This window comes from Stieleria magnilauensis, from assembly GCA_007753675.1.
In the GTDB taxonomy this organism is placed as follows: Bacteria; Planctomycetota; Planctomycetia; order Pirellulales; family Pirellulaceae; genus Stieleria; species Stieleria magnilauensis.
The window spans coordinates 10,141,650-10,155,979 of record CP036432.1 but is presented as its reverse complement, the minus strand read 5'-3'; the positions used below and the strand labels follow the sequence as shown (position 1 = coordinate 10,155,979).

The window sequence follows — 14,330 nt, the reverse complement described above, 5'->3', positions numbered from 1 at the left end:
GCAATCATTCCGGCCACCGAAGCGGGGACCTACTATGTGCTCGTGCGGGGGTTTGCCACCGAGAGTGATCAGTCACCGATTCGGATTCTCGCCGAGTTGTTGCCGCTGGCGATCACCAACATCAAAACGGATCTCGGCGGGGATTCCAAGTACGTCACCACGACCATTTCCGGAGCACGCTTTCACGAAGACGCGGTCGTCAAACTGGTCCGACCGGGATTCGCCGAAATCGTTCCCGTCAATCGGAATTATGTGTCGGCGTCCGAGATCATCGTCACGTTTGATTTCGAAGATGCTCCGCACGGTTTGTATGACGTGCAAGTCATCAATCCGGGCGGTGAAGTCGCGGTTGTGCCGTATCGGTTCCAGATCGAACGGACGATCGAACCCGAAGTCACGATCGGGATCGGCGGGCCGCGTTACATTTTCGCCGGAGATCCGGGGACGTATAGCGTCGCGCTGCAGAACCTGGGCAACATCGATGCGCCCTACGTGTTCTACAACGTCGGCATCCCGGAAATGGGCATCAATGACTTCGTTTACGGATTGCCCTACAACCATTTCACGTCCAATCTGCGTGGCGGCCCCGAGGAAGGCTCGCTGGCCGATTTGCCCTGGGCGGAACTCGAGTCGGCAGTCAACACCGACGGAACCGTCACCGCCGGCGGCTACCTGTTCGACCATCCGGCCGACGGGTTCGCGGGATTCACGTTCCAAGTCCAAACCTATCCGGGCTTGCGTGAGTTGCACGATCACGCCTGGGAATCCTTCAAAGCCAAGATCTACGCGGCGCTTCCGCAATACGCCGAAATCGATCTGCTTGCCGACGGTCCCTCGGCACTGGACCAGATCTCACCCGGTCTGTCGTTCATCTGGGAAGTCTTTGGTGCGGTCCCCGACTTCTTGACGATCCCCAAGATCCCCTTCCAATTCCATGTCGTCGCCTCGGCCACGTCGATGTCGCGCGATGAGTTCGTCGACCATGCGTTGGCCGAAGCGGATCAGTTGCGTCAAGGCATCTTGGATGACGCGGATGCCGACGCGGCGCTGGTGAATCTGGCCGGCAACGAAGCGGCTTGGCAATCGATGTACCTGAGCTACCTGGCCGAAAGCGGACGGCTGCGCGCCGAAGATGCCGTGCCGCCGACGCGACGCGACCAGGAACTGGCCAGTTTGATGGCGACGCTGGCCGGCGGTGTGCTGCGCGGACCCGGCGGTGATCAAATTATTCTCTCCGGCGAATTCGGTGACTTCTTTGACACCGTCCGCCGCTGGTACGGTCACGATCCGACTCTCAAAGCTCCCAACGACACGACCGGCGCCAACTTCACCGGCGACTCATTGTCGTTCTTCGGAATCCTCAGCGGCGCCAATCCCGTTCCCGAGCTGCCGACGTTCGACGATTACGATTTGGGGCTGGATCTGAACACGCATTTTCAAACGATGCGTGTCTATGTCCCATGGGTTCCGTTCGACAAACGTGGTGCCGGCATCCCCGCCGATTACCAGATCCGCGGCATCACGCCGAACGACGAAGACGTCTTCTTTCCGTTGAACTTGCAGGAGTACTACGACCAACAAGGCACCAACGTCGGCGCGGTTTCGCAAACCGGTCCGTTCACGCTGGAAACGGGAGGTTTTGTTCCCGCCAACGAACCGCTTCCGTTCACGATCAATTTCCAGAACGACCCGAACACGACTCGCGATGCCAACGAAGTCCGTGTGGTGGTTCCGTTGGACGAGAACATGGATGTCAGAACGTTCCAGCTGGGCGACATCAAGGTCGGCGACATCACGATCCGCGTTCCGGGCGGACGGGCCCTTTATCAAGGCGACTTTGAATTCGCCGAAACGCTCGGGTTTAATGTTCGCGTCAGCGGAGGGGTCGATGTCAAATCCAACGCCGCGACCTGGTTGATTCAAGCCATCGATCCGCTGACCGGTGAAGTCCGCACGAATACCGATGGGGGCTTGCTGCCGCCGAACAACGCTCAAGGCCGAGGGGCGGGTTTCGTTTCCTACAGCATCGAGCTTTCCGATGACGCCGAAACGGGACAATCGTTGACCGCCAAAGCCCGTGTCTTGTTGGACAACGCGCCACCGGAGGATGCCGACGATCTGACGTACACCATCGATGCACAGGCGCCCGCGAGCAACGTGACCGTCACGCCGCTGAACGCTCAAAACGATTTCGTCGTCGCCTGGAATGTCGCCGACGATGCGGGTGGAAGTGGATTCAAGCACGTCACGCTGTACGTCGCCGAAGACGGCGGCGACTACAAAATCTGGCAACGCCAAGTCGGCCAAGCGGTCGGCGAAGAAGTCTTCATCGGTCGCGTCGGGCACACGTATGAGTTTCTGGCGTTGGCGACGGACCTGGCCGGAAACCGCGAAACCCCGCCGGCGGGCGCCACAGCGGATGACGACGGCACCGCCAATTCTCTCGGGGCCTTGCCGACGGTCGATGCGACGACACGTCCGAATTTTGGGCAACCGACGCCGCCGACCACCGAGCCGTCGACCAATCCGTTGTTCGCCGCAGCCGAAAACCTGGTCCCATCGACCGGATCGACCACCAACCCGGCGATCTTTGACACCGTCTTGCAACCGTTTACCGCCAAGCGATTTGCCGATGGTTTCGACATCACCGCCACCGGCGTCGCAACCAGCGGCATCGGACCGATGGCGATCACCGAAACGCCCGACGGAGACATTCTGATCAGCGGCGGCACGGCCAGAAACCAGCTGTACCTGTTTGATGCCAACGGTGGGACGGCCGAAGGCACATGGGCGGAACTGGATCATCCGATCTTTAACCTCGCGTTTGATGACGACGGTCGACTGTGGGCGACCACCGGCGGCGGTCCGCTGTTGCAACTCGATCCGATCGACGGCAGCATCCTGGCCGAACATGGCGAAGGTTTGACGATGGGTCTGGCCATCGATCCGGCCGGCGGCGACGTGATCGTCGGTTCCCGCTATGGTGTCGAACGATTCGATCCCGACACCGGCACCTTCAAACGACTCAGTCGTGACTTGGACTTGCGAGTCGGCAGTTTGGCGTTCGCCGGTGACGGAACACTCTATGGCGTGCAGTGGCCCGAGCGAGACGCGGTGGTGCGGTTCAATCCGCTCGGACGCGCCGAAACGGTGCTCTCCTTTGAAACCCCGATCGATTCGATCGCCTTCGGACAAACTGAAACGTCACTGGAAGGGTTGATGTTCGTTTCCCACAACACGGGGAACACCGGTTTCGGCCAATCGGTCGCCACGGGCGAAAACAGCGAGCTGACGATGGTCGACATGGCGACGCTGCGTCGGGTCGCGGTCGCCACCGGCGGCACCCGCGGCGACGTCGTTGCGACGACCAGCGACGGACGCGTTCTGATCACCCAGTCCGAACAAGTCGATGTGATCAGCCCGATCGCGATCCCCGAAGTCGTCGCGACCCATCCAGCCGAACAAACCGTCGTCGCGCTGCCGCTGGGTCTTGTCAGTGTGACGTTCAGCGAAGAGATGTTCACGGGTTTGGGCACGGAGATCGAGTCGGTTCTCAATCCGGGAAACTACGCCATCCGCGGTGATGCGGCCCTGCCCGAGGATCAACAACCGGTCATCACCGAAGTCCGCTACCACGAGGCGTCGCAAACGGCCTATCTGTTTGTGCAAGGATTCTCTGCCGGGGAGCACACGCTGTACATCGGCAAAGGGATCGAAAGTGTGGGCGGGTTCTCGCTGCCGGCGGGTTACGAAGTCCACTTCACCACGGTCAGCGAATTCTCCGCGGACGTCGACATCACGCTGACCGGAACACGCTTCGATCGTCAGACCCAAGCGCTGACGTACGAGGTCGAAATCCGCAACAGCGGTGACTATGACTTGTTGTTGCCGATGAGTCTGGTTCTCGATCCGGCCGGCGGAGACGTTTCTGCCGGCGGCGCGGTTCCCGGTCAACCGGCGATCCCGGGTCCCGATGGACGATGGCTGTTTGACTTGACCGCCAACGTCCCCGACGGCGTTCACCTGCGTCCGGGCGAATCGACGACGGCCAAGACGATTCGGTTGCTCTCACCGAACAACGTCGCTGCCGATTTCGTTCCCGGATTCCTGGCCACCGCGTCGCCGAATTTGAGGCCCGATTTCGAAACCGATCCGGTGACATTCGCGACCGTCGACCAGCCCTATTCGTACGACGCCGATGCGGTCGACCCGGACGGTGTCGCGGTCGCGTACCTGCTGCAACGCGGACCCGACGGCATGACGGTGGATCCTGAGACGGGACTTGTTGCCTGGACCCCGACGGTTGGGGTCGCCGAGCAGAACGATGTCGTGTTGTACGCGTTCGATTCACGCGGCGGATTCACATCCCAAACATGGACGGTTCGCGTCACCGGTGGAAACCGGGCACCGGAATTCGTCCAGCCGCCGGCTGACGCTCGGATGATCGAGAACGAGACGTTGCAAATCATCGTGGAGATCGACGATCGCGAAGACGATCCGGTCGATGTCTGGGCCGACAACCTTCCGCCGGGTGCGTTCTTCGATCCGGCGTCCAAAACGCTTTGGTGGACACCGGGCGAAAACGCCGCAGGCGTCTATCGAGATGTCACGTTGGTCGCGACCGATGGGATCAGCATCACGCGGCATGCGTTTGACTTGCTGGTCGGTCAAGCCGATCGGCCGCCGGTTTTGGACCCGATTCCAGAATTCACTTTGCGTCAGGGCGACCAGTGGACCTATCGCATCGGTGCGTCGGATCCCGACGGAGACCGGTTGCTGTTTACCAGCGCGGACCTGCCGAGCGGTGCCACGTTGGATTCGCGCGACGGAACACTCCGTTGGACCGTCGGGTTTGATGTTCCACCGGCGCTATCGATTCCCGTGACCGTGACAGCGGGTGGTCAATCAGTCGACGGCCAAATCGACGTGACGGTGATCAACGCCAACGGCGCGCCCAGCTTTGACGCGATGCAAGGTTGGTCGGTCGAAGAAGGCCAGACGCTGGTCATCACGTCGTTCGCCTTTGACCCCGATCATCCCGATTTTGAGTTACCGGTTCGTTTGGGAGACGGCACACTCGACCCGCCGGGCCTCGTTTCGCCGATCGCCTACCGCGTCACCGGACTGCCCGACGGAGCGACGTTCGACAGCGAAACGGCGACACTCACCTGGACGCCGCGCTACGACCAGTCCGGGGACTACAGCGTCTTGTTCGAAGCGACCGATGACGGCGACGGCGTCAGCGATCCGATCACGATTTCATCACGCGTTCCGATCTCCGTCCGCGACATCAATCAGCGACCGATCATCGATCCGATCAGTAACCTGACGCTCGGCCGCGGTGGCATGGTCGACATCCCGGTCTCGGTGGCCGATCCCGATGGTGACAACATCACGCTCGAAGCCGCCAACGGATTTCCGGGATTGCCGCTGCCCGATTTCGTTTCCTTTACCGACAACGGCAACGGGACCGGATCGTTCCACTTCGCACCGGGAACGGGCGACCGGGGCAACTACACGCTTTCGTTGATCGCCAGCGACGACGGAAACGGACACGGACGCGGTCGAATCGAAACCGTGCAATATGATTTCGTCGTCACCGTGGAATCGGCCAACGATCCGCCGGTTCTCGCACCCGTGTCTTCGTTGGTGGTCTTGCCGGGCGAACTGTTGCGTCTGCCGTTGCAGTCGAGCGATCTGGATCAGGAACCGCTCACCTACGCGATGAGTGGGCTGCCGGTTGAAGCTCGTCTGGTTGATGGAGCCCGCTATGGTGAAGCACTTTTGAATTGGGACCCGACGGCCGCCGATTTGGGAATCTACAACGTCACCGTCACGGTGACCGATGAAGGCAACGGGGATCTTGCGCGGTCGCTCACCTCGTCGCAGTCCTTCGTGATCACGGTTCGCGGTACCAACACCGCGCCCACCTTAACCGTTCCCGCCGATGCGAGCGTCGACGAAGGCGAGACGCTGTCGGTCGATTTCTCCGCAACGGACCCGGACAACGATACCATTCGATTTTTCGCCGATGATCTGCCCGCCGGCGCGACACTGGATCCCGCAACGGGACGATTGCAATGGTCGCCGACGTTCAACGACGCCGGTTCGTATGCGATCCAGGTCGTCGCCACCGACGGATCAGGTTCGGACGCGAAACCGTTTGCGATCACCGTCGGCGCCGTCAATCGCGCCCCGCGACTGGCCTTCCCCGCCGCCCAATACGCTCGGGAAGGGGTTTTTGCACAGTTCCAAGTCACCGGCGCGGACTTTGACGGCGGATCCCTCGAATTGACCGCCAGCGATGTTCCCGACGGTGCACTCTTTGACGCCAGCACCGGAGTGTTTCGATGGCAACCGCGGTACGACCAAGCGGGGACGTACCACGTCACGTTTACGTTGACCGATTCCGAATCCGCATCGGATTCGATCACCGTCCCGATCGTGGTCGAAAACGTCAATCGCGCGCCGGTCATTGAGAGTCGCCATCACCAGGTCGTGGTGGGTAACTTGCTCGATTTCTCGATCGCCGGAACCGATCCCGATCTCGATGACACGTTGACCTTCTCGGCGTACGGTTTGCCCACTGGCGCGCAACTCGATCCGGCCACCGGACGAATCACTTGGGTGCCGAACCCTGGACAACTCGGACGCACGATCATCGACGCCCGTGCCAGTGACGGTCTGGCCGAAACCAAGCACACCATCGTGATCGATTCGGTCGCGACACCGCAGTTGCCCGACGTCCGCATCGTCACCACACCCAGTTTCCCCGCATTGCCCGGGCAAACCGTACGGGTGGACGTGATCGCCGATGGCTTCGCGCCGATTGATTCGCTGGGGCTGACGCTGGACGGCGTGCCGGTCGCGTTGGATGCCAACGGACGAGGCGAGATCGTCGCCGGAGTTCCCGGGAAACAAACGCTGGTCGCGACCGCCACGGATGTGGACGGGTTTGTCGGTTCGACCACCGAAACCCTTCGTGTACGGGATTCCGCCGACAAGACTCCTCCTCAACTGGCGCTCTCGTTCGGTGGCGTGACGACGGCGACCGAACCGCTCGATCTGATCGCGTCGGTCGTCGACGTCAATCTCGACAACTGGGTACTGGAGATCGCATCACGCGGTTCGAATGACTTCCGCCCGCTGGTCGAAGGCGAATCGACCGGCGACGGATTCGTGTTGACGACGATTGATCCGGCCACGATTGCCAACGGCATTTACACGCTGCGGCTGTCGGCACGCGACATCAGCGGCCGAGGCAGCGAAACGACGATCGATCTGGCCATCAATTCGGCGCTGAAAACCGACGCCTTTGTCCGCACGGACGTCGATGCGACGATCGTCGTGGGCGGGAAAACGTTTGAGTTCGCCCGACAGTACGATTCACTCGCGCAAAACGTGACCGGACGACTCGGCGACGGTTGGCGTTTCACGTTCGGCGAAACTCGATTGCAGCTCGGTATCACGCCGCAGCAACGCGCCGGTGGCAGCGATCCGATCGCCCTCGAATCGATCGGTATTTATTCCGCGCTGTCCGCCGGTGACCGCGTTTATCTGGATTTGCCCGACGGGACCCGCGGGGGATTCACGTTCGAACCGGTTGCCGTTCAGCCGTTCGACCAGAACGACACGCTCGTGTTCTACCGGCCGAACTGGGTGGCCGATGATGGCGTCGACTTTGCACTTGAATCACTCGATCGATTGCTCGTCGCCGGTGGCAATCGCTACTATGACCAGGAAACCGGCCAGCCCTATCATCCGGCGAACGACGTGTTGGGCGACCAGGCCTATCGGTTGACGTACCCCAGCGGGAAAGTCGACGTGCTGGACGGAAACGGTCGCTTGGCGCGGCAGGTTTGGCCCGACGGTGACGTTTGGCACTTCAGCGACAGCGGGATCAGTTTTTCCGACGGGACGTTCATTCCGATCGTCACCGACGATGCCGGGCGTGTGGAATCGATCCGACTGCCGGCCGGGCTTTCCAGTCTCGGCGACTTGCACTACGTCTATGACGACGCCGGTCGGCTGATCGAAGTCGCCGCGGTCGCAGTGCCGCCGACCGGAGATCCACCCGTCTCCCTGCATCGCTACGGTTACGAGTCGCGCAGCGGTGGCGCGTTGACGGTGGCGACCGGCATCGGTGGCGAAAACACTTCTTACCCCAGAGGGCTTCCCCTGACCGGTGATCTCGGCCGGGCGATCGATTTCAGCGGCGCCGAAATCATCAACGAACTCGAAGCCGGGCAGACACATCAGTATGCCTTTACGATCGATCAAGACCAGTTGCGTTCGACCGGCGAACAAGTCGTCTGGGTGCGGGCGATGGTGGAAAGGTATCGCAGTCCGTTTGTTGCCGGAACACCGAGCATCGCCGGGCTTTCACCGATCGCACGGAGCGTCGACGAAGACCGTACCGTCGCGTTGTTCGCGATCGATCGCGCCGATCAGTATGTGCTGGACGTCCGCGGAGCGTCAGACGACGACGACGGGCGTTACCAACTGTTCCTGGATGTCGTCGGTGACATCAACCGCGACGGCGCCGTCGATGGTCTCGACAGCGAATTGATCTTCGAGTCGTTTGGCACCTTTGTCGGCGATCTGGAATACAACCCGCACGCAGATTTTGATTCCGATGGTGCGATCACCGTCGCGGATTCCCAGTTGTTGGCCGCCAACTTCGGGTTCACGTCCGATTTCGCCGCCTTGGCACTGACTGACCGATTCGTGACCGATCCGCTGTTTCCGATTTTCCAGCCGGATCCGGTCTCGGGAACGCCGCCCACGATGGAAACTCCGGTCGATCCGTCGACGGGAACCGACACGCGCATCACACCGGCGCCGGAACCCGTGCCCGAGGTCGATCCGCCGACGCTGATTCCGATCTCGCTGGCACCGACCGACGGCGCGGCGTTTGCCATCCGCAACGGACTGTTCGATGCCGCGGGCGACCAATGGAGCGTCGGTGGAGACGTTTCGTTTGACGATGGGACCGCAACCCTTCACGAGACGCTTGGTGAGCGGACGTCTGTGCGGCAAGCGTTCTTTGTCCCGGGTGATGCATCGATCCTGCGTTTCACCGTGACGGGTTTGACCCTTGCCGCGACCGATGCGCGAACGCCCGATGCTTTCGAAGTCGCCTTGTTGGACGCGACGTCCCTGGCGCCGCTGGCCGGTCAACTGGCCATCGGTAACAGCGACGCACTGCTCAACATCGCCTCCGACGGAACGTACACATCAGCTTCGTCGGTAACGGTGGGCGACGCCGATTCCGTCGATCCGTCCGCCGATCTGGGTGGAACGGTTTCGGGGGATCGCTTGCTGGTGCAAATTGATTTGACCGCGATCCCGGCGGGGACCCTTGCCGTGCTTTCGTTCGATCTGTTGGGATTCGCCGAAACTCACAGCGAGGTCAAAATCGACAACGTGTTCCTGGTCACCGGCCAGTTGCGCGCCCCCGTGGCGAACACCGACTTGGTGACGACCGACGAAGACGTGCCAGTGATCTTCGACGTGCTGGCCAACGACGTCGACAACGAATCGTTGTTGGATCCGTCGACGCTGACCATCATGTCCGGCCCCTCGCACGGACAGCTCTTCGTCACGCCCGGCAGCGGTCATGTGACCTACGCACCCGATTTGGACTACTCCGGAAACGATTCGTTCACTTACACGGTCAAGGATCTCGACGGGTTTGTTTCCGGCGAGGCGTTTGTCAGTCTGACGGTCGCGCCGATCACCGATGACCCGCTGCTGACGACTGAGAGGACATCGGGACCCCAGGACACCGAATTGCCGCTGTCGATCGATGCGGCCGCGATGGATATCGATGGCAGCGAAGAAGTGATGATCACGATTCAGTCGCTGCCTCAGGGGGCGACCCTCAGCGGTGGAACACGTGTCGCCGACGGTCACTATCGCTTGCGACCGGATGAACTGGACGCGTTGAGTTTGATCCCCGCCGCCGGATGGTCGGGGCAAGCCAAGTTAGAAGTCCAGGTCACCGCGACCGATCAAACTGCCGATCCGGTCGTCAAAACTGAATCGCTGGATTTGGATGTCGAGTCCGTGATTGTTGAACCGATGTCCGTCGTCGATTTTGTCGTCAACCGCGGCGAAGTCCAACGCTCGCTGATTCACACCTTGACGGTCACGTTCAATCAAGACGCCTGGATCATCGACCCCGCCGCGGACATTTTTATCATCGACATTGACGGTCATCAGATTCGTCTGGATCCGTCGCGTTACACCTACGACTCGGGGACATTCCAGCTGAACTTGGACGTTGACGGACTGATTCAGCAAGACAAACAGTATTACCTCGCACTTCGAACGGCGGGGATCGCCAGCGCCGCGAATCGACTGCAGACGTTGGCGACCGGTCCCGAGTTCGGCGGGGATTATTTTCCGCTGCCGTTCCATCGGTTGCTCAGCGACGTCAACGGCAACAACGAAGTCGAAGTGGAAGATTGGCGCGACATCCGCAACAGTCTGAACTCCAATGCCGATTCAAGTCGGTATGTCCGGCACCGCGATTTGACCGGTGAAGGGATCATCGATCGGCATGATTTTGTCGCTTGGCGTAATCGGCTGACCCTGACGACCGATTTTGTCGCGCCGCAGATCATCGCCGCCGTCACGTTGCCGAACAACGCGCTGCCGTTGGTCGAATCCTACCAAAGCAACGCCGAGTTCTCGCTGGTCATCAACGATGTCAGTGACGTCAGCTCCCTGTTGATGTCGATCAACGGATCCGCGGACGTCGAAATGGTCGATGAACTTTCGGCCGACAAGTCGTTCCGGTTCCCTTTGGCGGATCTTTTCGCCCGCGCCGGCCAGGCCTTTGGTGAAGGTGATCATGTCATCACGCTCGTCGCGACCGACCGATTCGGGAACGTTTCGGATCCGGAGGATGTGGAATTGACGATCGACGACACGGCGCCTCCCGTTCCGACGACGCCGGTGCTGGTGCAGGCCGACGGCAGCGAGGTGTCGGGCGTGACGGTCGGCGATCCCAACGTGATGATTCGTAGCGAGGGGGAAACCGGCAGCATCGTTCGTCTGTACCGTGGCGATCAAGAAATCGCACTCGGTGTGGCCGCAAGCCCCGTCGATTTCCCGCTCAATTTGACAGGTCTCGGCGACGGAACCTTTACGTTTTCCGCCACCGCCGAAGATCCGACCGGCAATCGCAGCCCGGTCACCGGTACGCTGACCCTCACCGTCGACACGACGGCGCCGCAGATCGATTCGCTGGATCTCGACCCGGCCAGCGATACCGGCGTGATCGGCGATCAAACCACGGATCTCGATTCGGTCACTCTGATCGGCACGACCGAACCCGGAGCGGTGGTCCGGTTGACCGGAACGGCGATCGAGACGACCGCGGATGCCGGCGGTGCGTTCTCGCTTTCGGCGGTTCCATTGCGGTTCGGACCTAACGTGCTGACCGTTTCGTCGGCCGATTCACTCGGCAACACTCGCCAGCGCAGCATCAACCTGTTCCGGCCGCGATTGGAATCCGACGCGCCCGAAATCGCCGTCACGCTGTCGGACGACACCGGGCTGTATTTCAACGACGCCGTCACTTCGCAACCGACGCTGTCCGGTGCGATCAACGATGCGTCGGCCATCGCCGGTTTGTTCCTCTCGGTCAATGTGGTTTCGGCGGCGAATTCCACAACCGCCTCCTACGGTCCGGCAGACGTGACCGCTTCATTGACCGGGGCGACGTTTACGTTGTCAACGGCGGACATTGAAAACGCGATCGGCCAACCGCTCGACGATGGAGATGTCACGTTCACGCTGCAGGCCGTTGACCTGTACGACAACGCCTCGGCAAGACGATCGGTCAGTCTGGTCCTGGACACGACGGCGCCGGCCGCACCAGCCCGTCTGGCGCTGTCGCCTGATTCTGATCTGGGACGCGAGGATCAAGACGCGATCACCAGCACGACGAAGCTGAGTTTTGGACTGCACGTCAGCGAACAATCGACCGTCGATGTGTTGGTCGATGGAAACCCGCATGCGCAATTCATGTTGCCCGACGGGCCCGGCGAGGTCACGCTCACGGGGCTCAGCGAGGGTACGCACCAGATCACCGCGACGATCACCGATGTCGCGGGAAACGTCAGCACACAGAGTGACCCATTGACGGTGGTCCTCGACACCACAGCGCCCGATTCGTTGACGTCGGAGATCACGTTGCCGGGCGCGGGGTCGGACGCCGGATCGATCAGCGGGTTGACCGAAGCCGATGCAACCGTGTTCCTGTATCGAGGCTTGGACTCGCAAACGGCGATCGGCGAAACCATCGCCGCAGCCGATGGCAGCTATCGCTTTGACGGAGTCCGACTTCGTGACGGATTGAATCGATTTCGTGTGGTCGCCGAGGACTTGGCGGGCAATCCGATCGAGGTGGACGCGTCGACGACCTACGACGCTCCCGACCTGTCGGCTCCGGAAATCGAATTGCAACTGGCCAACGATAGCGGGGTTTCGGCGAGCGATCGTTTGACAAAGGATCCGACCGTGACGGGCAGGGTCGACGACGCGAGCCGCATCACCAGTTTCCAAGTCAGCGTCAACGCCGGTGCGTTCGTCAATACGCTGGGATCGTTGCGCGACAACGCATTCACACTCGATCGCAGCGTGCTCGAAACGATCGCCGGTGATCGGCTCGATGACGGTTCAGTCAGCGTCCGCATGCGTGCCGCAGATCAGGTCGGTCATGTCTCCGAACTCGCCGAACTTGTTTTCACCCTTGATACGACCCGACCGGACACGCCCGCGCCGCTTCGACTCGACGCGGCAAGCGATTCGGGGACTCCAGGCGACGGGATCACCAACAGCCCGACGCTGACGTTTGTCACCAGTGTCGATGCCGCGGACGCCCAGGTCATTCTGTTTGCCGACGGTGACGAAGTCGACCGGGCCGATGCAGGCGGAATCGTCACACTGTCGGCCGATAGCGAACGCGGGCGGCATCGATTTGTCGCCCAAGCGATCGACGCAGCCGGCAACGTCAGTTTCTTTACCGCGCCGCGATTCATCACGTTCGATGACACGTTCATCAAACCGACCGTCGGGTTGCTCGCGGCGCAGCAACGAGCCGATTTGGGCAGCCCGTTCCATACCACGACTTCGTCGGTCACCCTCGTCGGCACGGCCGAAAGAGGCACCCGTCTGGAACTGGTCGGACGACCAAACTTCACCGTGGCCGGTGAGTTTGACCGGTTTCAAATCGCAGGCGTCCAGCTGACGCCCGGCACTAATGCGTTGCAGGTTCTGGCGACCGATCCGGCCGGCAACACTGCAACGGTCAACCTGAACGTCGTGTTCGTCGATCAAGACGGACCGATTTTCGAAATCGATCTGATCAACGACACCGGACGCAGTGACACCGACACCCGCACCCAAGATCCGACGATCGGCGGTCTGGTCCGAGACGCTTCCGATGTGGTGTCACTGGTCGGATCGCTGGACGGTCGAGCGCCGATCGACATCACCTCGGCGCTCAACGAAGACCTGCTTTCGATCGACTTGGCACGACTGGAATTGCTGTTCGGTGACACGTTGCCCGACGGACGCCATCTGTTGTCAATGGTCGCGACCGACGCGGCGGGCAATGAATCCAGCGCCGAGCTTCAGTTTGATCTCGACCGCACGGGGCCACCGATCGAAGCCCCGCCAGATTTGGTCACGTCCGACGATCTGGGGCACGACCAGTTTGACAATCTGACCGCCCAGACCGAACCGACCGTCCGTTTGTTCGCCGAGCGAGGCGCCCTGGTCAAGTTCTTTGCCGACGGGAGTTTCGTCGGCGAAGTCCTGTCGACCGGAGTCGCCCAGTACACGTTGCCGACACTCGATTCGGGAACCTACAGCCTGACGGCGACCATCGAAGACGCCGCGGGCAATCGTGCCGGACCGTCCGATCCGCTCGTGTTGACCATCGATGCGACACCCCCGCAGGCGGTCACGCTGGAGATGCTCGAATTCCATCGAAGCAGCGTCCGAGCGAATCACACCACCGACAACCAAGTCAACATGATCGGGACGGCGGAACCGGGAAGCCGTGTCACGATGAGCGGGCAAAACGAGACGCCCACGATCGATGCGTCGGGGTTGTTCTTCTTCGTCGTCGATTTGGAAGTCGGCGCGAACGAGTTCCTGGTGACGAGCGAAGACCCGGCGGGGAACATCACCGAGCAAACGTTCGTGTTCACGCGCGGCGAATTGCTGCCCCCGACGTTTACCTTCGACGTGATCGACCAGGGCACGCTGACGCCGCCGATCGTCCATGGCCAATTGCGCGCCGAAAACGCGAT

1 protein-coding gene (only partly in view) is annotated in these 14,330 nt (G+C 61.2%); it reads left to right on the top strand.

This entire window lies inside a single protein-coding gene on the top strand: locus TBK1r_RS35940, encoding a CARDB domain-containing protein (protein ID WP_145220840.1). The 41,943-nt coding sequence extends 13,371 nt beyond the window's left edge and 14,242 nt beyond its right edge, so the window shows coding positions 13,372-27,701 — codons 4,458 (complete) to 9,234 (partial); the first complete codon in view begins at nt 1. Both codon boundaries (start and stop) fall beyond the window edges.